Origin of the sequence: Rhizobium sp. N122 (genome assembly GCF_002211295.1) — a bacterium.
GTDB lineage: Bacteria > Pseudomonadota > Alphaproteobacteria > Rhizobiales > Rhizobiaceae > Rhizobium.
Map to the genome: position 1 here is coordinate 123,581 of NZ_LOKU01000003.1, position 21,934 is coordinate 145,514.

Sequence of the window (21,934 nt, forward strand, 5' to 3'; positions counted from 1 at the left end):
CCTACAGAGACATATCGAAAATGGAAATCCCGCCTTTCGGCGGGATTCACGTTGGCGTGGATCGGTTCAGGCGACCTTTTCGAGGGCGGGGTAATCGACATAACCCCTGGCGGTGCCGCCATAGAAGGTCGCCTGGTCGGGCGTGTTGAGCGGCAGGTTGTTCGCCAGCCGTCCGACGAGATCGGGATTGGCGATGAAAGGTTTGCCGAAGGCGACGAGGTCGGCGCGGCCGCTTTCGACGGCGTCGATCGCCAGATCGCGGTCATAACCGTTATTGACCATCCAGTCGGCCTTGCCGCCGGCCTTTTCATAAGCCTGGCGCAGCGCCTCATAATCGAAGGAAGGATTGTCGCCCTGGCGATAGTCGCGGTCGCCGCCGGTCTGGCCTTCGATGACATGGATATAGGCGAGAGCGTATTTTGCCAGGCCTTCGACGACGTGGGTGAAGGTCGCTTGCGGATTGGAATCGTAGCTTTCACCCGACGGCGTTACCGGCGAGATGCGGATCGCGGTGCGGCCTGCGCCGATTTCCTTCACCACGGCATCGACGACCTCGAAGGCCAGCCGCGTGCGGTTTTCGATCGAGCCGCCATATTGGTCGGTGCGATCGTTGACGCCGTCGCGGATGAACTGGTCGAGCAGGTAGCCGTTGGCGCCATGGATCTCAACGCCATCGAAGCCGGCGTCGATCGCCGCACGAGCGGCTTTGCGGTAATCCTCGACGATGCCGGGGATTTCGGCGGTTTCGAGCGCGCGCGGTTCGGAGGTGTCGGCAAAGCTGCCGCTGCCGTCGCCATCGACCAGATAGGTCTTGGCCTTGGCGACGCGGTCGGTCGAGGAGACCGGCTTGTTGCCGTTCGGCTGCAGCGTCGTGTGCGAGATGCGGCCGACATGCCACATCTGGACGACGATCTTGCCTCCGCCAGCGTGAACGGCGTCGGTCACGCGCTTCCAGCCGTCGAGAGCCTCTTTGCTATAAAGGCCGGGCACGTCGGCATAGCCTTGGCCCTGATGGGTGATCGCGGTCGCTTCGGTGATGATCAGGCCAGCCGTGGCGCGCTGGCGGTAATATTCGACATTGAGGTCATTGGGGATGGCGCCCGGCGAGCGGTTGCGGGTGAGCGGCGCCATGACGATGCGGTTCTTGACAGTGATGTCGCCGACCTTGGTGGGTTCGAAAAGCTTGGCCATGATGGTCCTTTCTTTTGCGGGGGGATCACTCGGCGGGGGCAAGTGCGGCCCGGCCCCGGGCGGAGAGATAGGTGAGTCCAGTCGCGCCGAGGCCGATCAGGGCCATCAAGGCTGCGGCGAGCGGAACGCGGGTAAGATCGAAGCCGGCATCGATGACGAGGCCGCCGACCCAGGCGCCGAGCGCATTGCCGGTGTTGAAGGCGCCGATATTGATGGTTGAAGCCAGGTTCGGAGCGTCCTTGCCGAAGCCGACGACGCCGACCTGCAGCGCCGGCACGGCGGCAAAACTTGCCAGTGCCCAGAGGAAGAGCGTGATTTCAGCCGGGATGAAGAAGCGGCTGGTGTAACTGAAGGCAATCGAGGTGATGGCGATCGCGGCGAAGACGCCGGCAAGCGTCGCGCCAAGCCGCCAGTCGGCCAGTTTGCCGCCGACGAGATTGCCGATGGTCAGCCCGAGGCCGATCAGGAACAGCGTCCAGGTGACGCCTTCCGGCGAAACGCCGGTGACGTCTCGCAGCAGCGGCGCGATATAGGTGAAGAGCGCGAACATCGAGGCGGCGAAGAAGACGGTGGTGGAAAGCGCCAGCCACAGACCGCCATTTTTGAGCGCTGCGATTTCGCGCAGAATACTGCCGTTTTCCTGCTGCTTATCCCTGGGCAGGATGGCGATCAGGCCTGCGATAGTGACGACGCCGATGACGGTGACGATCCCGAAGGTGGCGCGCCAGCCATAGGCCTGGCCGATCGCGGTGCCGAGCGGCACGCCGAGAACATTGGCAAGCGTCAGGCCGGTAAACATCAGGGCGACGGCGCGGGCCTTGCGGTCTTCGCCGACCAGGCCGGCGGCGACGACCGAACCGATGCCGAAGAAGGCGCCGTGGCAAAGCGCGGTGACGATACGGGCGATCATCAGCACCCAGTAGCCGCTTGCCAGAGCGCAAAGCAGGTTGCCGGCGATGAAGAAGGCCATCAGCGCGATCAGGGCGGTGCGGCGCTTCAGCTTCGCGGTGGAAATAGCCATCACCGGGGCGCCGATCGCGACCGCCAGCGCATAACCGGTGACCAGCCACCCGGCCTGCGGGATCGTCACCGAGAGATCGGCGGCGACCTCGGGCAGCAGACCCATGATGACGAATTCCGTGGTGCCTATCGCAAACGAGCTCAAGGCGAGGACGAGAAGGGCGAGGGGCATTTTAAAGATCCTGCGTCAGCTGCTTCAGGAAGGCAGCGATCGTTTCTTCGTTGCGCTTGTAGAAGATCCACTGTCCGACGCGTTTGGTGGTGACGAGGCCAGCGCGATGCAGCGTTCCCAAATGCGCCGAGACCGTCGACTGCGACAGGCCGCAACGCTCGAACTGGCTGGCGCAGACGCCCATTTCGAAGGGATGCTCCTGCGAGGGGAAATGCTGCTCGGGATTTTTCAGCCAGGTCAGAATGTCCATCCGGGTGGGATGGGCGAGCGCCTTGATAATCTCGTCTTTGTCCATCGTTGTTCGCCGAACTATAAATCGTGATTTATCGATATATTGATCGTCAGGCGCCGATATGCAAATCACGGAGGCGTGAGGCGGCGAGTTTTGTCAGGTGAGCAAAATTTGGGCAAAAAAAGAGGGCCACCGGAAAACCAGGGCCCTTGTAATTGTGAAGGTCAAAAACCTCCAGAGGGGAACAGCTAATGCGGTGGTACTGGGAGAGAAACCACAAGATGCATCAGCTGAGAGAGATATGGTGCTTCCTTGGGCAGGTTTCAATGCTTTTTTGTGCATGCCTGCTATGCGCCGCACAATTTTTTTGCGGTGCGGCATTTCCCGAAGAGCCAAGGCAAAAAAAGAGGGCCACTGGAAAACCAGGGCCCTTATAAGTGTGAAGGTCAAAAACCTCCAGAGGGGAACAGCTAATGCGGTGGAACTGGGAGGAAAAGCCACCATGTGCATCAGCTATGTGCGATATGGTGGTTTAATGGGCAAACGGCAACCCTTATTTGTGCATGCCAGTTATGCGCTGTCCGCATAGTATGGAAATCATTCCATAAATCTGGCTCAAAAATTCCAGTTTCTGGCCTTGCTGACGATGAAATCACGGAAAGCCTTCAGCTTGGCGGCGTTCTTGATCTCATCGGGATAGCAGAAATACGTGTCGAAGGAGGGGACGTCGGCATTGATCGCCAGCTGAATCAGGCCGGGATCGCGGCCGACGATATAATCCGGCAGGCAGGCGACGCCAATGCCGAGCAGGGCGGCGCGCTTGATCGAGGTCTGGCTGTTGATCTGCAGATGCGGGATGCGCTTGTTATCCGACGAGCGGCCGGCAACTTCAAGCCAGTTGACGTCGAGCAAATAGCTCGGCGCCGGCTCGCCGAAGGTGATGATGCGGTGATTGTCGAGATCCTCGATCTTCTGCGGCTCGCCGTGGCGGTTGATGTAGGAGGGCGCGGCATAGACGTGCATGTGCACGGTGAAGAGCTTGCGCTGGATGAGGTCGGATTGCTGCGGCTGGCGCAGGCGGATGGCGCAGTCGGCATGGCGCATGTTCACATCCACTTCCTCGTTGTCGAGGATCAGCTGGATCTGCACATCGGGATAAAGCTGCAGGAATTCCTGGATCTTGTCGGTGAGCCAGCCCTGGCCGAGACCGACCGTCGTCGTCACGCGCAGCTTGCCGGACGGTGTCTCATTGGTCTCGGTGAGCTGCATCTTCACGGTTTCGAGCTTCAACAGCACGTCATGGGCGGTGCGGTAGAGCAGTTCGCCCTGTTCCGTCAGGATCAGGCCGCGCGCATGGCGGTGAAACAGCTTGGTGCCGACATCCTGCTCCAGCGCGCTGACCTGGCGGCTGATGGCGGATTGGGACAGATGCAGCTTATCCGCCGCATGTGTGAACGAACCCGCCTCGGCAGCTGCGTGAAAAATACGCAGCTTGTCCCAATCCAATGGCATTCCCCCACCCCTCATGCCGATCCTACTCCGCTGCCACGGCGACGGGCACGTGGCTCGTCAGATAGCGCTCGGCTTCAAGTGCCGCCATGCACCCCAGGCCGGCGGCGGTGATCGCCTGGCGGAACGTATCGTCGGTCACGTCGCCGGCGGCATAGACCCCTTCGAGGCTGGTCGCGGTCGAATCCGGCGCGGTCCAGAGATAGCCGTTGTCCTTCAGCTTCAGCTTGTCCTTGAAAAGTTCGGTTGCCGGCGCATGGCCGATGGCGACGAAGACGCCGTCGATCGGCATCTCGGTGATCGCGCCGGTCCTAGTATCGCGCAGCCGCGCGCCGGCGACGGATTGCGGCATCGGGGGCTTGGCCGGCGTGCCGGTGATTTCGGCCACTTCGGTGTTCCACAGTACCTTGACGTTCTCCTTGGAGAACAAGCGTTCCTGCAGGATCTTCTCGGCCCGGAAGAAGTCGCGGCGGTGGACCAATGTCACCGACTTGGCGATGTTGGAGAGGTAGAGCGCCTCCTCGACGGCGCTGTTGCCGCCGCCGACCACGATCACATCCTTGTTGCGATAGAAAAAGCCGTCGCAGGTGGCGCAGGCCGAAACGCCGAAGCCCTGGAAATGCTGCTCGCTCTCGATGCCGAGCCATTTGGCCTTGGCGCCCGTGGCGATGATCAGCGTATCGGCAGTCCACACCTGGCCGCTGTCGGTGCGGGCGACGAAGGGACGCTGGTTCATGTCGACTTCGGTCACCAGGTCGTTGACGATCTCGGCGCCGACATGTTTTGCCTGCTGCAGCATCTGTTCCATCAGCCAGGGGCCCTGGATCGGATCGGCAAAGCCCGGATAGTTCTCGACATCGGTGGTGATCATCAGCTGGCCGCCCTGTTCGAGGCCGGCGATCAGAACCGGCTTCAGCATGGCGCGCGCGGCATAGACCGCGGCGGTATAGCCTGCGGGTCCGGAACCGATGATGAGCACCTTCGTGTGGCGGGCGGGCATGTCATTTCCTTTCGACTGGCAGGAGGGCGGCGGCTAAGTGGCGATTGCGGCCGTTTCGCGGTCCCTGCGCCATTTATGAACGTCCAATGCTTTTATTCAAGGGCAGCCTTGCGTTACCAACAAGGCAAATCGCCCGGATGTGCAAGAATCCGTCATCGGCGTGAAACATTCTTGCGTATTTCGCCGCTTTATATAGAAGCTCCCCGCGGAGAATTAAAGAAAGGCAATGATGTGGGTCGCGCCGAACTCGACGTCATCGATATAAAGATCCTCCGGGAATTGCAGGCCGATGGCCGCATGACCAATGTGGAGCTTGCCGATCGCGTCGGCATTTCGGCGCCGCCCTGCCTGCGCCGGGTGCGCAAGCTCGAGGAAGCCGGCATCATCGAGGGCTATCATGCGATGCTGAACAGCCCGCGGCTCGGCTTCGACCTCGTCGCTTTCTGCATGGTCGGCCTCAAGCATCAGTCGGAAGGCAATCTCAAGGCCTTTGCCGCCGCCACCACCGAATGGCCGCTGGTGCGCCAGGCCTGGATGGTCTCCGGCGACAGCGACTTCCTGCTGCATTGCGTGGCTGAAAATCTCACCCACTTCCAGGATTTCGTCATCGAGGTGCTGACGGCAAACGAGCATGTCGATACCGTGCGCACCATGCTGACGATCCGGCAGGTGAAGAAGCTGGGACTGGTGGAAGTCTGAAACCGTCTATTTGCGCACGGTATAGCCGCCGCGATTGATGCCGTGGCGCTGGAGCTTGTCGTAAAACGTCTTTCTCGGAATGCCGAGCGCCTCGATGGTGCTGCGCACGTCGCCGTCATTGGCTGTGAGCGCCTCGCGGATGATCTCCGCCTCGTAGCGTTCCAACCGTTCGGGCAGGGTGCCGCCGCCGGTCGGCTGGGCAGGGACGGGTGCGGCTGCGCCGCCTTCGACGCCCAGCACCACACGCTCGGCATAGTGCGAGAGCTCGCGGACATTGCCCGGCCATGCGTGCGAGGCAAAGTGGCGGCGCATCTCGGGCGACAGCTCCGGCACCTCTCTGCGGAAGCGCTCGGCGGCGCGGGCGGCGAAGTGGGAAAACAGCAGCGGAATATCGTCGCGGCGCTCCCGCAGCGGCGGAATGGAGATCGTCACCACATTCAGCCGGTAATAGAGATCCTCGCGAAAATCGCCGCGCAGTTCGGGATCGCCGAGGTCGATCTTGGCGGCCGCGACGACGCGGAGATCGACCGGGCGCACCTCATTGGTGCCGAGCGGGGTGATTTCGCGCATTTCCAGCACCCGCAGCATCTTGACCTGGGTGGCGACCGGCATGCTCTCGATCTCGTCAAGGAAAAGCGTGCCGCCGCTTGCATGTTCAATGCGGCCGGTGCGGCGTTTCTGGGCGCCGGTAAAAGCGCCGGCCTCGTGGCCGAACAGCTCGCTTTCGATGACGGTTTCGGGTAGCGCCCCGCAGTTCAGCGCCACGAAATTGCCCTTCCGGCGGTGGCTCCACTGATGCAGAATCTGGGCCACGACTTCCTTGCCGCTGCCGGTTTCGCCGGCCACGAGCACGTCGACATCGGTATCGGCGATGTGGCGCAGAATCTTCCGCAAATTTTCCATGACCGGCGTCTGGCCGATCAGCGGCGAATTCTCCTGCGCATCCTCGGCCGCCTTGCGCAGCATGCGGTTTTCCAGGACAAGCCGCCGCTTCTCGCCGGCGCGACGCACGCTTTGAACCAGCCGGTCGGCCGCAAACGGTTTGGCGATGAAATCATAGGCGCCGTTCTGGATCGCCTGGACGGCCATCGGAATATCGCCATGGCCGGTCATCAGGATCACCGGCAGATCGGCATCCATACCCTTGAGCGTGGCGAACAGCTGCAATCCGTCGATCTCCGGCATGCGGATATCGGTGACGACGGGGCCGGCAAAGTCGGCGGGCAGGTCGGTCAGCGCGGCCTTCGCACCATCATAGGCGAAAACGGAAAATCCGGCGAGCTCGAGCGTCTGGGCGGTCGCGCGGCGCAAATCCTTGTCGTCGTCGATCAGCGCAACCGGCATCACTGTGGTCATGATCTCAAGCCTTCCTCAAATGCACGACGAACAGGGTTCCGCTGCCGTCGCTGTCGACCTCCATCCGACCGCCGTAATCGCCGACGATATCCTTGGAGATGACCAGCCCGAGGCCGAGGCCGCTTTCCTTAGAGGTGTTGAACGGCGTGAACAGGCCCTTGCGGATCTCCGGCGAAATGCCAGGGCCGTTGTCGGCGACCGTCAGCGCCACCATGTCCCCTTCGCTTGACGTCCTGACCTCGACGCGCGCCTCGTCGGCCTTCGGCGCCACGGCTTCAAGCGCGTTCTGAAGCAGGTTGATCAGCACCTGTTCGAGGCGGATCCTGTTGCCCATGACCTGCAGGTCGGCCGGCGGCAGGTCGATGTCGAGCGTGTCCATGCGGCCGGCAAAGCGGCTGCGCAACAGCATCACGGCGCCCTCGATCACGTCCTTCAAGCCGGTCGGTTCGGCGCCGCCGCGGCCCTTGCGGGCGAAGGTCTTCAACTCGTCGGTGATCGAACCGATGCGCTCCGTCAGCGCCGCGATGTTTTCGAGATTTTCTCCGGCAGGAGCGGTCTGACCGCGGTCGAGAAAGGTGCGGGCATTGTCGGCATAGGCACGGATGGTCGCCACCGGCTGGTTGATCTCATGGGCGACGCCGGCTGCCACCTGACCGAGGATCGCCAGCCGGTTGGCCTGCACCAGATCCTGCTGCACCGCCTGCAGCTTCTGCTCCGTATTCCGGTGGCCGATGATCTCGGCCTGCAGCCGGTCGCGCGCCTGGCTGAGATCGAGCGTCCGCTCTGCGACGCGCCGTTCCAGCTCCTCCCGCGCCTGCTGTTCCCTGAAAATCTTCAGGGTGACCGTCTGGCGGCGGCGCAGCAGGAAGGCCGCGCCCGCCAGCAGCGGCAAGAGCGTGAGCAATGCCAGCATGCGGGCTTCGCGAACTCCCGCGTCGACGGAAGGCCCCAGCGTCACGAGGTGCTGCAAACGCCAGGCGGTGGCTGGAACCGGCATCCCGACATCGAGAAATCTGGTTTTTCCGGCGCCGCCCGGCATGACGATCTCTACAACGTCGAGCCTGTCGCCAAGGCTGCGGACGGTATCGAGCGGCAGCGGCTGAAGCGGCGCATCGCCGAATTGCAGGCTCTCGCGGATCGCCGTCAGCCGGTCTTCGGCGATCCGGCCGATGGTCATGAACCGCCAGGAGGGAATGCTGGTGATGAGAACGATGCCGCGGTCGTCAGTGACGTAGGACGGTGCGTCGCTCGCATTCCAGTCGGCCTCGACGTCGTCGAACTCCACCTTGATCACGACGACGCCGAGCAACCCATTGCTGCCGGTGATCCGCTCGGAGATATAGAGCCCGGGTTTCTTGCTGACGGTGCCGAGCGCGAAGTGCTCGGCCTGTCCTGCAGTGACCGCGCCCTGGAAATATTCCCGGAAACGATAGTCGTTGCCGACGAAGCTCGTCGGTTCGCGCCAGTTGCTGGCCGCAACCGCCATCCCGTCCTTGTCGATGACATAGATGACAGCAGCCTTCGTGCCCATCGCCAGCGTTTCCAGCTTCCGGCTGAGTTCACCGAACGTGGCGGCATCGTTTCCTGTCAGCGCTGCGGCGAGTGCCGTGTCCTGCGAAAGCACGAAGGGCAGCGCCCGGTATTTTTCGAGAACCGTGCGCAGCAATGCCGCATTCAGCCTGGCATCGGTGCGGGCCTGCTCTTCGAGGGCCGCCTCGGCCCGGCGGCGGCCGATCTCGCCGCTTGCCCACAGGCTTGCTGCGACGGCGACAAGCGCGATCACCGCATAGGCCCACCACATCCGGCGGATGCGGTGCCGCAGAGGCAGGGAAGGCCACAGCGATGATAGAGACAGGGACATGGCAGATTTGTGCATTTTTCTGCACTGTTGCAAAGGGATTTGTGCGGACTTCCGCATTTCTTAATGAGCCGGCAATAAGTTAAAATTTTTTTACCATGTGAAATCAATTACTTAATTGGATGACTTCAAACTGGCACGGTGATTGCGAAGGAGAAGGCAACAACGGCTGAGCTGTTGGATTGAAGCGAACGGCTCGGGAGGCCGGAGTTGTTCCGGACGAGCCTTAAGGAGGACATCATGATCGCAGCACCATTGGATGCAGTCGCAGAGAGCAAGGGCAAGAAGCCCTTTTATTCCCATCTTTACGTTCAGGTTCTCGCCGCTATCGCCGCGGGTATCCTTCTCGGCCATTTCTATCCCGAACTCGGCGCCCAGTTGAAGCCGCTCGGCGATGCCTTCATCAAGCTCGTCAAGATGATCATCGCCCCGGTCATCTTCCTGACAGTGGCGACCGGCATTGCCGGCATGAGCGACCTGAAGAAGGTCGGCCGCGTCGCCGGCAAGGCGATGTTGTATTTCCTCACCTTCTCGACATTGGCGCTCGTCATCGGCATGGTCGTCGCCAATGTCGTCCAGCCCGGCGCCGGCATGAACATCGATCCGGCATCGCTGGATCCTGCCGCCGTCGCCACCTTTGCCACCAAGGCGCATGAACAGAGCATAGTAGGCTTCCTCACCAATATCATTCCGTCGACGATCGTCGGCGCTTTTGCCGATGGCGACATTCTACAGGTGCTGTTCTTCTCGGTGCTCTTCGGCGTCGCGCTCGCCATGGTCGGCGAAAAGGGCGAGCAGGTCGTCAATTTCCTCAACGCCTTGACGGCTCCGGTTTTCAAGCTCGTCGCCATCCTGATGAAGGCCGCCCCGATCGGCGCCTTCGGCGCCATGGCCTTCACGATCGGCAAGTACGGCATCGGCTCGATCGCCAATCTCGCCATGCTGATCGGCACCTTCTACATCACCTCGCTGCTCTTCGTTCTCGTCGTTCTCGGCGCCGTCGCCCGCTATAACGGCTTCTCGATCCTGGCGCTGCTGCGCTACATCAAGGAAGAGCTGCTGCTGGTGCTCGGCACGTCGTCGTCGGAGGCCGCCCTTCCGGGCCTGATGAACAAGATGGAGAAGGCCGGCTGCAAGCGCTCGGTCGTCGGTCTCGTCATCCCCACGGGCTATTCCTTCAATCTCGACGGCACCAACATCTATATGACGCTGGCGGCGCTGTTCATCGCCCAGGCAACCGGCATCAATCTGTCCTGGGGTGACCAGATCCTGCTGCTGTTGGTGGCGATGCTGAGCTCCAAGGGTGCCGCCGGCATCACCGGCGCCGGCTTCATCACCCTTGCCGCCACGCTTTCCGTCGTGCCTTCCGTGCCGGTTGCCGGCATGGCGCTCATCCTCGGCATCGACCGCTTCATGTCGGAATGCCGGGCGCTGACCAACCTCGTCGGTAATGCCGTGGCGACGATCGTCGTGGCGCGCTGGGAAAACGAACTGGATACGGCGCAGCTTGCCAGAGCCTTGGGCGGCCAGGCAGAAGAGACGGCTCCGGCCGGCGGACTTCAGCCGGCGGAATAATCAGCCACTCGCTAGTCGCGGATATTTGCAACGGCCCGTCATCCGGCGGGCCGTTCGCTTGTCAATAGATCTCGTTCTCTACTCGACGTCATCCTCGGCCTTGTGCCGAGGATCTGCTGCCCTATCGACCGGAGGCAGATGCTCGGGACAAGCCCGAGCATGACGGAGGAGGGGGTGGCTGTCCTTTTCAACAGGCCGCTTCTCGCTCCGCTCAGCCGCGGTTGTCGCTAAGAAGACGGTCGTAAATGGCGCAGATGGCGGTTGCTTCCTTCTCCAGGGCAAAATTCGCCCTGACGTGGCGCAGGGCATTCTCGCCATGCGCGATCGCCAGACCGGGATCGGCGATATAGGGCGCGATCGCCCGTGTCAGTGCTTCGCCATCGGCGGCGACGACGACCGAGCCGGTCTCGCCTTCGGCGATCAGTTCGGCATAGGCGCCGGCGTCCGATGCCACCACCGCCGTCCGCGACGCCATGGCTTCGAGCGGCGTCAGCCCGAAACCCTCGTTGCGGGAAGGGGCGACGTAAAGCGTCAGGCGGCGATACCAGACCTTGATATCGGGCACTTCGCCGAGGAAGAGGATACGGTCACCGAGGCCGGCCGCCGCGACATCGGCCTTGAGCTTGTCTGCGAAGGCCGTGTGCTCCGCCGTTACCCGGCCGGAGACGACGGCCGTCCATTCGGGGTGCTGCGGCAAGAGTTCGATCATCGCCCGGACGAAGAGATCGGTGCCCTTCTGATGGCGCACGCGGCCGAAACAGCCGACGAGGTGGCGGCCGGGCAGGCCGGTCGCAGCAATACCGTCTTCCGCCGTTTCCGGCGGGTGGAACAGGGAGAGATCGACGCCGTGCTGGATGACGGTGTGCGGTACCTCGAGGAAGGAGCCGGACCGGTCGCTGGTTGCGATCACCGCATCCATGCGGCGGATCAGCCATTTCGTGTAGGCGGTGTGGCGGCGTTGCGCGGCCGAGGTGAAGACCAGCTTCAGCGGCATACGCAGGAGATGGCGAAGCAGGATGCCAACCGCCATCTCATTGTTGCGGCGGGCGTGCCAGACACGCCGGCGCCGGCGGGCCGGCGGGCGCCAGAGACCAAGGAGCTGCGACCATCGCAGCTTCGGCAGGTCTTCCGGCAGGCCGGGGCCGAGGGTTGCGATCCTGACGCCGAGCCGGATCTGGCAGGGGATGAGCTGGACGATGGTCGACGTGACGCCGGAGAGCCGGCGCTTGAAATTGGGCGCGATGATCTCGACGTCACGCATATCAGGCAAGGGATGGGTCTCGTCTGTGGCGGGCGATCAGCCCCAGGAAACCTGGAGGATTTCGTAGGCCTTGGAGCCGCCCGGCGCGTTGACCTCGATGGAATCGCCGACTTCCTTGCCGATCAGCGCGCGCGCAATCGGAGAGGAAATGGAGATGCGGCCGGCTTTGACGTCGGCTTCCTGGTCGCCGACAATCTGGTAGGTCTTTTCTTCCTCGGTGTCCTCGTCGACGAGCTTCACCTTGGCGCCGAACTTGATCTTGTCGCCCGACATCTTGGTGAGGTCGATGACCTCCGCGCGCGCCGTCAGGTCTTCCAGCTCGCTGATGCGGCCTTCATTATGGCTCTGGGCTTCCTTGGCGGCGTGATATTCGGCGTTTTCGGAAAGGTCGCCATGAGCACGGGCTTCGGCGATCGCCTCGATGATTCGCGGGCGCTCCTCCTGCTGACGCCAGCGCAGCTCTTCCTGCAGCTTGACGAAACCACCCTGTGTCATCGGTACCTTATCAACCATTTTTCTGTCCTTCACTCCCTGTATCCGCCAGCCCTGCTTGACGCAGTCCGGCACACACAAAAGAAAACAGGTCCCGAAGGGGAGCTTCGGAACCGTGCCACAATCCTAGTTAAGTGCTTATAGCAGATCGCCAAGGCCGATTTCCAGAAAATTCGCATGGACGAAATGCAAGCCGCCCCGACAGCCGGTGTCCCGCCGAAAAACGCGGTCAAGGCGGGGATGATCGCGGTTGACTTTGCGCCATAGAACATATAGTGAACACACTAATGAAGAAGTCGCTAACAGAACGCTTGGCAATCCTTTCAGATGCCGCCAAATATGATGCTTCCTGCGCCTCCAGCGGCACGGTGAAACGCGATTCGGGAACAAGCGGCGGGCTCGGTTCGACCGAGGGATCCGGCATCTGTCATGCCTATGCGCCGGACGGGCGGTGCATCTCGCTTCTGAAAATACTGCTGACCAATTTCTGCATCTATGACTGTGCCTATTGCGTCAATCGTTCGTCGAGCAATGTCGAACGGGCGCGCTTCACGCCCGCGGAAGTCATCTGGCTGACGCTGGAATTCTACCGGCGCAACTATATCGAGGGGCTGTTCCTGTCCTCCGGCATTATCCGCTCTTCCGATTACACGATGGAAGAGATGGTCCGCATTGTCCGCGAATTGCGCGTGACCCATAATTTTCGCGGTTATATCCATCTGAAATCGATCCCCGAGGCTTCGCCGCGGCTGATCGAGGAGGCGGGGCTTTTTGCCGACCGGCTGTCGCTCAATATCGAGTTGCCGACGGATAACGGCATCAGCCGCTTCGCGCCGGAAAAGAAGCCTGCCAATATCCGCCGATCGATGGGCGATCTGAGGCTGAAGATCGAGGCCGCAGGCGAGCCGACGCTGCGCACGAAGAAGCGTCAGCGCTTCGTGCCGGCCGGCCAGAGCACGCAGATGATTGTCGGCGCCGACGGCGCGAGTGATGCGACGATCCTTGCGACCAGCGGCCGGCTTTACAGCAGCTACGGCCTGAGGCGCGTTTATTATTCCGCCTTCAGCCCGATCCCGGATTCGTCGAAAAACCTGCCGCTGATCAAGCCGCCGCTGATGCGTGAACACCGGCTCTATCAGGCCGACTGGCTCTATCGGTTCTATGGTTTCGGCATCGACGAGATCACCGCCAGCCAGACGGACGGGATGCTCGATCTGAACCTCGACCCGAAGCTTGCCTGGGCGCTCGCCAACCGCGCCGAATTTCCGGTCGATATCAACAAAGCCGAGCGGGAACGCTTGCTGCGCGTGCCCGGTCTCGGCACCAAGACCGTCAAGGCGATTGTTTCGGCCCGCCGTTTTCGCCGCCTGCGGCTCGACGATCTCTCGCGGCTCGGCATTTCGATCAAGAAGGTACAGTCCTTCATCTCGGCGGAAGGCTGGTCGCCGCGCCGGCTGATCGACCGCCCGGACCTTCGCGCCATGTTCGAGCCGAAGCCTGAACAATTGTCGTTGCTATGATGCGCCGGGTCGTGCTTGCAGGACGGGGCGACCTTGCCGAATGGCGTGATGCCGCGCGCGCCTTCGCGGCCGCCGGCATAGTGCCCGAGGAGATCGACTGGCGGGAAAAAAGCGCGGAGGCCGATCTTGCATTCCAACGCGACGCCATGCCGCCGGCGCCTGTGACACGCAAGCCGATGACGGTGCCGCCGGCCTTTATCGAGCTTGCGGAGACGGTGCTTTGCCATTGCGACCCGGCGCGCTTCTCGCTGCTTTACCGGCTGCTCTGGCGGCTGCAGCTGGACCGGCAGTTGCTTGAGGTGGCCTCCGACGAGGATGTCGTGCGGGCCCGGCTGATGGCAAAAAATGTGCATCGCGACGCCCACAAGATGACGGCTTTCGTCCGCTTCAAGGAGGTCGGCGCGGTTTCCTCAGGACGGCGAAAATTCATCGCCTGGTTCGAGCCGGACCATCATATTGTCCGGCGTACCGCGCCTTTTTTCCAGAGGCGCTTTACCGACATGGACTGGCTGATCGCCACGCCCAAGGGCTCGGCGGCCTGGGACGGCGAACGGCTGACGATGAACGACGCGCCGTGCGAGAAGCCCAATCTCACCGATGCCACCGACGATCTCTGGCGCACCTATTATGCGAGCATCTTCAACCCGGCGCGGCTGAAGCTGAAGGCAATGCACGCGGAAATGCCGAAAAAATACTGGAAGAACCTGCCGGAGGCCGATCTCATTCCGGGTCTGATCGCATCGGCCGAAAGCAAGGTGCGGGAGATGGCGGCAAGGGAGGCAACGCAATCGCTGCCCTTTCACGACCGGCTGCAGCAGGCGGCGCGCAACCTTCCCACAGAACCCGAAGCGCCGGCCGGCACGCTGGAATCCCTGCGCGCCGAGGCTGCCGCCTGCACCCGCTGTCCGCTTCACGCCAAGGCCACGCAAACCGTGTTCGGGGAGGGGCCGCGCGATGCGGCGGTGATGTTCGTCGGCGAGCAGCCGGGCGATCAGGAGGATATTTCAGGGCGCCCTTTCGTCGGGCCGGCCGGCAAGCTTTTCGATCAGGTCATTGCGGAGGCGGGCATCGACCGTTCGATGGTCTACGTCACCAACTCAGTCAAGCATTTCAAATACGAGCCGCGCGGCAAGCGGCGCATTCACCAAAAGCCCAATATGGGCGAGGTCAAACATTGCCGCTGGTGGCTGGATCAGGAGCTGACACTCATCAAGCCGAAGCTGATCGTCGCCATGGGGGCGACGGCGCTTGCGGCGCTGACCGATATGAAAGAGCGCCTGCAGGACGTCAGGGGAACGGCGATGGCGATCGAAGGGGGGCGTACGCTCTTCGTGACGGTGCATCCCTCCTATCTTCTGCGCATTCCCGACGAGCGGCTGAAGGTGGAGGAGATGGCGCGCTTTCGTCAGGATATGTTGGAGATTCATCGGCTTATGACGTCAGCCGGATAAAGTGATTCCGCTTTAAGTCCCGTCACCGCTCATCGAGCGGTGACGCTGTTCTTTGTTTTTTGCGCAATTCCGGACGCAAAACCGCGGGCGCAGATTTGCTGGAATTGCTTCAACCTCAGGCGAAGTAGCTCTGCAGCGGCCGCACTTCGAGATTGCCGGCCTTCAGCGCCTTGATCGCCTGGGCGGCTGCTTCGGCGCCGGCCATGGTCGTGTAGTAGGGCACCTTCTGCATCAGCGTCGCGCGGCGCAGCGATTTCGAATCCGAAATCGCCTTGTTGCCGTCGGTGGTGTTGATGACGAGCTGGACCTGGCGGTTGCGGATCGCGTCCTCGATATGCGGACGGCCTTCCAGCACCTTGTTGATCTTGGTGGCGGTGATGCCGTTTTCGCCGAGGAAGCGGGCGGTGCCGCCGGTTGCCAGCACCTTGAAGCCCTGTTCGACGAGAATGCGGATCGCCGGCAGCACACGCGCCTTGTCCTCGTCGCGGACGGAGACGAAGACGGTGCCGTCACGCGGCAGTTCGACGCTGGCGCCGAGCTGCGACTTGGCGAAGGCCAGCGCGAAATCGGTATCGAGGCCGATGACTTCGCCGGTCGAGCGCATTTCCGGGCCGAGCAGGGTGTCGACGCCAGGGAAGCGAGCGAAGGGGAAGACGGCTTCCTTGACGGCGATATGCGTGAGCTTGCGCGGATCGGGCTTCTGGCCGTAGGCGGCAAAGGTCGCATCGAGTTTTTCGCCGGCCATGACGCGGGCGGCGATCTTGGCGATCGGCGCGCCGATCGTCTTGGCGACGAAGGGCACGGTGCGCGAGGCGCGCGGATTGACTTCGAGAACGTAGACGGTGCCGTCCTTGATGGCAAACTGGACGTTCATCAGGCCGCCGACATTGAGCGCCTTGGCCATCGCCTTTGCCTGGCGCTCCAGCTCGTCGAGCAGTTCGACGGGCAGCGAGCGCGGCGGCAGCGAGCAGGCGGAGTCGCCGGAATGGATGCCGGCTTCCTCGATATGCTCCATGATGCCGGCGACATAGACGTCGGTGCCGTCGGAGAGGCAGTCGACGTCGACTTCGATGGCGTGGCTGAGGTAGCTGTCGAAGAGCAGCGGGTTCTTGCCGAGCAGGGTGTTGATCTGGCCGGTCTTGTCGTTGGGATAACGCTGCTTGATATCTTCGGGCACCAGTTCCGGAACCGTGTCGAGCAGATAGGTCTGCAGCTGGCCTTCCGAATGCAGGATCTGCATGGCGCGGCCGCCGAGCACATAGGACGGGCGCACGACCAGCGGGAAGCCGATCTCGGCGGCGACCAGGCGGGCCTGCTCGACCGAATAGGCGATGCCGTTGTTCGGCTGATTGAGGTCGAGCTTCATCAGAAGCTTCTGGAAACGGTCGCGGTCCTCGGCAAGGTCGATCATATCAGGCGCGGTACCGAGGATCGGGATGCCGTTCTTTTCGAGCGCCTCGGCAAGCTTCAGCGGCGTCTGGCCGCCGAACTGGACGATGACGCCGACGACTTCGCCCTTTTCCTGCTCGGCGCGCAGGATCTCGATCACGTCCTCGGCCGTCAGCGGCTCGAAATAGAGGCGATCCGACGTGTCGTAGTCGGTCGAGACGGTTTCCGGGTTGCAGTTGATCATGATCGCTTCGTAACCCGCATCCTTCAGCGCGAAGGCGGCATGGCAGCAGCAATAGTCGAACTCGATGCCCTGGCCGATGCGGTTCGGGCCGCCGCCGAGGATGACGACCTTCTTGCGGTCGGACACTTCGGCCTCGGAGCGGGCGGCGCCGACGAAGGGTGTCTCGTAAGTCGAATACATATAGGCGGTCGGCGAGGCGAATTCGGCCGCGCAGGTATCGATGCGCTTGAAGACCGGGCGGACGTTCAGGCCGTTGCGGAGTTCGGCGACCTGCTTGGGGCGCTTGCCGGCGAGCGTCGCCAGACGGGCGTCGGAAAAGCCCATCGCCTTCAGCATGCGCAGGTTGGCGGCATCTTCAGGCAGGCCGTGCTCGCGGATGCGGGCCTCCATATCGACGATATTCTTGAGTTCGGCGATGAACCAGGGATCGATCTTGCAGCCCTCATGCACCTCTTCGATGCTGAGGCCCATACGCAGCGCCTGGGCAACCATGCGCAGGCGATCCGGGGTCGGCGTGCCGATTGCGGCGCGGATGGCGTTGTGGCTGGATTCGCCTTCCTCGGAATCGGGGATCTCGATTTCGTCGAGGCCGGTCAGGCCGGTTTCGAGGCCGCGCAGCGCCTTCTGCAGCGATTCGGCGAAGGTGCGGCCGATCGCCATGACTTCGCCGACGGATTTCATCGCGGTCGTCAGCACCGGCGAGGCGCCAGGGAATTTCTCGAAGGCGAAACGCGGGATCTTGGTGACGACATAGTCGATCGACGGTTCGAAGGAGGCAGGCGTTGCGCCGCCGGTGATGTCGTTGTCCAACTCGTCGAGCGTATAACCGATGGCGAGTTTGGCGGCGACCTTGGCGATCGGGAAACCGGTGGCCTTGGAAGCCAGCGCCGAAGAGCGCGACACACGCGGGTTCATTTCGATGACGACGAGACGGCCGTCCTTGGGGTTGACGGCGAATTGGACGTTGGAGCCGCCGGTCTCGACCCCGATCTCGCGCAGCACCGCGATCGAGGCGTTGCGCATGATCTGGTATTCCTTGTCGGTCAGCGTCAGCGCCGGGGCTACAGTGATCGAATCGCCGGTGTGGACGCCCATCGGGTCGATGTTCTCGATCGAGCAGATGATGATGCAGTTGTCCGCCGTGTCGCGGACGACCTCCATCTCATACTCCTTCCAGCCGAGCACCGATTCTTCGATCAGCACTTCGGTCGTCGGCGAGGCATCGAGGCCGCCGCCGACGATTTCGAAGAATTCCGAGCGGTTGTATGCGATGCCGCCGCCGGTGCCGCCCAACGTGAAGGACGGGCGGATGATCGCCGGCAGGCCGACATGATCGAGCGCCTGAGCGGCAATCGCCACGGCGTGGTTCATGTAGCGCTGCTTGCGATCGCTCTCGCCGAGGTTCCACTGGTTTTCCAGTTCATCCAGCGCCTTGTCGAGGTCCGGGCCGGAGAGGCTCTCGCGCAGCTTGCTGCGCTCGGCTTCGTGCGTCTTGCGGTCGAGGTCCTTGATGTCGGTGGCATTCGCCAGCATCGAGCGCGGCGTTTCCAGGCCGATGCGGGCCATCGCCTCGCGGAACAGCGCGCGGTCTTCGGCCATGTCGATGGCGGCCGGCTTGGCGCCGATCATCTCGACATTGTAGCGGTCGAGCACGCCCATGCGCTTCAGCGAAAGCGCGGTATTCAAAGCCGTCTGGCCGCCCATGGTCGGCAGCAGCGCATCCGGGCGCTCCTTGGCGATGATCTTGGCGACGACCTCGGGGGTGATCGGCTCGACGTAAGTGGCGTCGGCAAGGCCCGGATCGGTCATGATCGTCGCCGGGTTGGAATTGACGAGGATGACGCGGTAGCCTTCCTCCCTCAGTGCCTTGCAGGCCTGGGTGCCGGAATAGTCGAACTCGCATGCCTGGCCAATGACGATCGGTCCTGCGCCGATGATGAGGATCGATTTGATGTCTTGGCGCTTCGGCATGGGCGATATCCACTATCTGGCTGCGCAAAAAGCCGGCCAGGGTGGGAGATCACCGGGTCGGGTCGCGCATTGAGGTCTTTTCAGGCTAGAAGCGGCTTATAGGCAAATGTATTTGCAAACGGAACCCCATAAATCGCGGAATCGACAGGAATCCAACATGGTGCGGAAGACTATTTCGTCAGGAGCGATTACCACCCCCCGATGAACGCGCTGGAATTCCGGCCGTCGACGGATATATAGATTCCTGAAGTGCAATCACGGGCATTGCCGGGGAGAACGAAGATGGAATGGAGAGGCCGGCGTCAGTCCGACAACGTCGAGGATCGCCGCGGCGATCCGAGCAGCGGCGGTTTCGGCCGCGGCGGCGGCTTTAACTTTCCCTCCGGCGGCGGCGTTCGTCGTGCCGGCGGCGGCTTGAGCATCGGCACGATCATCTTCCTCGTCGTTATCTATTTCATCTTCAAGATGATGGGCGTCGATCTGCTGCAGGTGCTCGAAGGCGGCGGCATGTCGAGCGGTCCAGGCTACGAGCAGAGCCAGTCGCAAGGCACCCGCACGCCCGCCAATGACGAGATGACCGCCTTCATGCGCACCGTGCTTGCCGAAACCGAGGATACTTGGATTGGCATCTTCCAGGCGCAGGGCAGGGATTACGAGGAGCCTCGCTTGGTGCTGTTCTCAGACCAGACGCAGTCGGCCTGCGGCTTTGCCTCTGCCGCGACCGGTCCGTTCTACTGCCCTGAAGATCATAAGGTCTATCTCGACACGGCTTTCTTCCAGGAGCTTTCCGACCGGTTCGGCGCGTCGGGCGATTTCGCCGAGGCCTATGTCGTCGCCCACGAGGTCGGCCACCACGTGCAGAACCTGCTCGGCATCCTGCCGAAGTTCAACCAGGCCCGCCAGCGCATGAGCGAGGAGGAGGCCAACAAGATGTCGGTGCGCGTCGAGCTGCAGGCCGATTGCTTCGCCGGCATCTGGGGCAAATTTACCCAGCAGAAGGGCCTGCTGGAGTCGGGCGACCTTGAGGAAGCTCTGAATGCCGCCCAGCAGATCGGCGACGATACGCTGCAGAAACGGTCGCAGGGTTACGTCGTGCCCGAAAGTTTCAACCACGGCACCTCGCAACAGCGCGTCAGATGGTTCAAGCGCGGCTTCGACAGCGGCCAGCTGTCGGCTTGCGATACGTTTTCGGGGCCGGTTTGAGGGCCAAACATTCTTCTTCGTGACGGCCCCGAAAACGCCTGATGCTGTTTTCTCCCCTCTTCTCCCCAGCGGGGGTCCGAAGGACGGGTTGAGACTCGTGGCTCAACCCCGGTCGGTGCCCCGAAGGGTCGGATGGGCCGCACGGCACAACATTCATTGTTGCCCTTCGCTTGCGCGCCGCGCATTCGCGGCTCTATCGCTCACCCCTCATCTGCCTGCCGGCATTGACCGGGGTCAAGCCACGGGTCTCGACCCGTCCTTCGGACCCCCGCTGGGGAGAAGGGAATCGTGGCAATGCCCTTGCTCTCCTCATTCCCACAATCACACGCCGCGCCCTCCGGTTGATCCCTCTCATGAACTTCCCGTTCTGCATTATCAAAAACTTTGAAATGTTCACGGATTGTTTCGGTTTCTTTTCTGAGCTATGTCACTTTCTCGGCGACGAGATCGTCTTTTCAGAACCAACCGCTGTAGAGATGCCTCATGCTTGACCCCAAATTCGTCCGCCGCGGCCTTTTCCTGGTCTTCATCATCCTCTTCCTCGACATTATCGGCATTGCCATCATCATGCCGGTGCTGCCGGCCTATCTGGAGCAGCTGACCGGCGGCGGCGTCAGCGATGCGGCGATCGACGGCGGCTGGCTGATGCTGGTCTATGCCGGCATGCAATTCCTGTTCGCGCCGCTGCTCGGAAACCTCTCCGACCGGTTCGGCCGCCGGCCGATCCTTCTGCTGTCGGTGCTGACATTCGCGATCGACAATTTCATCTGCGGCATCGCCACCAGCTTCTGGATGCTGTTTGTCGGCCGTGTGCTTGCCGGCATCAGTGGCGGCAGCTTCGCCACCTGCTCGGCCTATATCGCCGATATCAGCACCGAGGAGAACCGGGCGAAGAATTTCGGGCTGATCGGCATCGCCTTCGGCGTCGGCTTCACCATCGGTCCGGTCATCGGCGGCTTCCTCGGCGAATTTGGCCCGCGTGTGCCGTTTCTCGGCGCAGCAGCACTCTCGCTCGTCAATTTCATCGCCGCCTGCTTCCTGCTGCCGGAAACGCTGGAGGCTAGGAATCGCCGCCGCTTCGAGTGGAAGCGCGCCAATCCGCTCGGCGCGCTGCGGCAGATGCGCCATTATCCGGGCATCGGCTGGGTCAGCCTCGTCATGTTCCTGTTCTTCCTGGCGCATGCCGTCTATCCCTCCGTCTGGTCCTTCGTCTCGACCTATCGCTACGGGTGGAGCGAGGGGCAGATCGGTCTGTCGCTCGGTATTTACGGCATCGGCGCGGCGCTGGTGATGGGACTGGTCCTGCCGCGTATCGTGCCTCTGCTCGGCGAATGGAAGACAGCGCTTCTTGGCCTCTGTTTTTCGGCCGCAGGGCTTACCGGCTATGCCTTCGCCTGGGAGGGCTGGGTGGTCTATGTCGTCATCGTCGCGACCGTCATGGAAAACGTCGCCGATCCGCCGCTGCGCAGCATTGCCGCCGGCAAGGTGCCGCCCTCGGCGCAGGGCGAGTTGCAGGGGGCGCTGACCAGTCTGAGCAGCATCACCACCATCGTCGGGCCGCTCATCTTCACGCAGTTGTTCAGCTATTTCACCCGGCCCGAAGCGCCTGTCACTTTTGCCGGCGCGCCCTATCTGACCGCCGCCCTGTTCATCCTGGTAGCCGCCGGCGTGTTCCTCGTGCGGGTCCGGGTCCGTCAGCCGGCCGAGGCGCTTGAGGTGGCGGGCTGATCAATCAGAAATGGTGATGCGATGATGAATTTTTCATCATCTGCCTGTTTTGGGGTAGTTCTT

General features: G+C 62.4%; 17 protein-coding genes. 7 read left to right on the forward strand and 10 right to left on the reverse strand.

The genetic code is table 11. The features are described 5' to 3' along the window. Positions 1–66: 66 nt before the first annotated feature. From ATY75_RS03510 to ATY75_RS03520, 3 genes are read right to left on the reverse strand one after another with little or no spacing between them, the layout of a single operon-like run. Positions 67–1,191 (reverse strand): alkene reductase, encoded by a 1,125-nt coding sequence (locus ATY75_RS03510; protein WP_088936477.1) that lies wholly within the window; start codon positions 1,189–1,191, stop codon positions 67–69. Positions 1,192–1,216: 25 nt separating this feature from the next. Further along, positions 1,217–2,383 (reverse strand): MFS transporter, encoded by a 1,167-nt coding sequence (locus ATY75_RS03515; protein ID WP_088936478.1) that lies wholly within the window; start codon positions 2,381–2,383, stop codon positions 1,217–1,219. Position 2,384: 1 nt separating this feature from the next. Continuing rightward, positions 2,385–2,678 carry a metalloregulator ArsR/SmtB family transcription factor gene (locus tag ATY75_RS03520; protein WP_049736231.1) on the reverse strand — a complete coding sequence of 98 codons (294 nt, stop codon included), beginning with the start codon at positions 2,676–2,678 and terminating at the stop codon, positions 2,385–2,387. Positions 2,679–2,775: 97 nt separating this feature from the next. Here ATY75_RS03520 and ATY75_RS33750 point away from each other — a divergent pair, with 97 nt between their 5' ends. Next, positions 2,776–3,204 carry a hypothetical protein gene (locus ATY75_RS33750; protein WP_143535260.1) on the forward strand — a complete coding sequence of 143 codons (429 nt, stop codon included), beginning with the start codon at positions 2,776–2,778 and terminating at the stop codon, positions 3,202–3,204. A 26-nt stretch (positions 3,205–3,230) separates the two neighbouring features. Here ATY75_RS33750 and ATY75_RS03525 read toward each other — a convergent pair whose 3' ends face one another. Beyond that, entirely contained in the window at positions 3,231–4,127 is an 897-nt protein-coding gene (locus ATY75_RS03525; protein ID WP_003593139.1) for a LysR family transcriptional regulator VtlR, read from the reverse strand. Between the two features lie 22 nt (positions 4,128–4,149). After that, positions 4,150–5,124, reverse strand: coding sequence for a thioredoxin-disulfide reductase (gene trxB / locus ATY75_RS03530; RefSeq protein ID WP_088936479.1), 975 nt, complete (start codon positions 5,122–5,124; stop codon positions 4,150–4,152). Between the two features lie 231 nt (positions 5,125–5,355). Between trxB and ATY75_RS03535 the strand changes: the two genes are divergently transcribed. Then, positions 5,356–5,823 carry an Lrp/AsnC family transcriptional regulator gene (locus tag ATY75_RS03535; protein ID WP_003581087.1) on the forward strand — a complete coding sequence of 156 codons (468 nt, stop codon included), beginning with the start codon at positions 5,356–5,358 and terminating at the stop codon, positions 5,821–5,823. A 6-nt stretch (positions 5,824–5,829) separates the two neighbouring features. Here ATY75_RS03535 and ATY75_RS03540 read toward each other — a convergent pair whose 3' ends face one another. Continuing rightward, on the reverse strand, positions 5,830–7,179 hold the full coding sequence (locus ATY75_RS03540; protein WP_088936480.1) for a sigma-54 dependent transcriptional regulator: 1,350 nt from the start codon (positions 7,177–7,179) through the stop codon (positions 5,830–5,832). A gap of 4 nt (positions 7,180–7,183) precedes the next feature. Further along, complete coding sequence (locus tag ATY75_RS03545) at positions 7,184–9,055, reverse strand: sensor histidine kinase (RefSeq protein WP_088936481.1); 1,872 nt, start codon at positions 9,053–9,055, stop codon at positions 7,184–7,186. Between the two features lie 222 nt (positions 9,056–9,277). Between ATY75_RS03545 and ATY75_RS03550 the strand changes: the two genes are divergently transcribed. Continuing rightward, positions 9,278–10,612: a dicarboxylate/amino acid:cation symporter gene (locus ATY75_RS03550; RefSeq protein ID WP_088936482.1), complete on the forward strand. Its 1,335-nt coding sequence runs from the start codon at positions 9,278–9,280 to the stop codon at positions 10,610–10,612. A 211-nt stretch (positions 10,613–10,823) separates the two neighbouring features. On the opposite strand, the gene ATY75_RS03555 is transcribed toward ATY75_RS03550, so the two are convergent. Together ATY75_RS03555 and greA are read right to left on the reverse strand one after the other, a co-directional pair. Beyond that, the gene (locus ATY75_RS03555; protein WP_088936483.1) at positions 10,824–11,882 is read right to left on the reverse strand and encodes a glycosyltransferase family 4 protein; all 1,059 of its coding nucleotides are present in this window, start codon (positions 11,880–11,882) and stop codon (positions 10,824–10,826) included. A 27-nt stretch (positions 11,883–11,909) separates the two neighbouring features. After that, entirely contained in the window at positions 11,910–12,386 is a 477-nt protein-coding gene (gene greA, locus ATY75_RS03560; RefSeq protein WP_049736238.1) for a transcription elongation factor GreA, read from the reverse strand. A 266-nt stretch (positions 12,387–12,652) separates the two neighbouring features. On the opposite strand from greA, the gene ATY75_RS03565 reads away from it, so the two are divergent. Both ATY75_RS03565 and ATY75_RS03570 read left to right on the forward strand, forming a co-directional pair. Continuing rightward, complete coding sequence (locus tag ATY75_RS03565) at positions 12,653–13,885, forward strand: putative DNA modification/repair radical SAM protein (protein ID WP_088936484.1); 1,233 nt, start codon at positions 12,653–12,655, stop codon at positions 13,883–13,885. Continuing rightward, positions 13,885–15,336: a UdgX family uracil-DNA binding protein gene (locus ATY75_RS03570; RefSeq protein ID WP_088936528.1), complete on the forward strand. Its 1,452-nt coding sequence runs from the start codon at positions 13,885–13,887 to the stop codon at positions 15,334–15,336. Before ATY75_RS03565 ends, ATY75_RS03570 begins: the two co-directional genes overlap by 1 nt. Positions 15,337–15,451: 115 nt before the next feature. Here the strand turns inward: ATY75_RS03570 and carB are convergent, their stop codons facing one another. Continuing rightward, positions 15,452–18,940: a carbamoyl-phosphate synthase large subunit gene (gene carB / locus ATY75_RS03575; protein WP_088936485.1), complete on the reverse strand. Its 3,489-nt coding sequence runs from the start codon at positions 18,938–18,940 to the stop codon at positions 15,452–15,454. A gap of 282 nt (positions 18,941–19,222) precedes the next feature. Here carB and ATY75_RS03580 point away from each other — a divergent pair, with 282 nt between their 5' ends. After that, entirely contained in the window at positions 19,223–20,143 is a 921-nt protein-coding gene (locus tag ATY75_RS03580; RefSeq protein ID WP_088936486.1) for a neutral zinc metallopeptidase, read from the forward strand. A 483-nt stretch (positions 20,144–20,626) separates the two neighbouring features. Then, positions 20,627–21,871: a TCR/Tet family MFS transporter gene (locus ATY75_RS03585; RefSeq protein ID WP_064839882.1), complete on the forward strand. Its 1,245-nt coding sequence runs from the start codon at positions 20,627–20,629 to the stop codon at positions 21,869–21,871. Positions 21,872–21,934 lie beyond the last annotated feature (63 nt).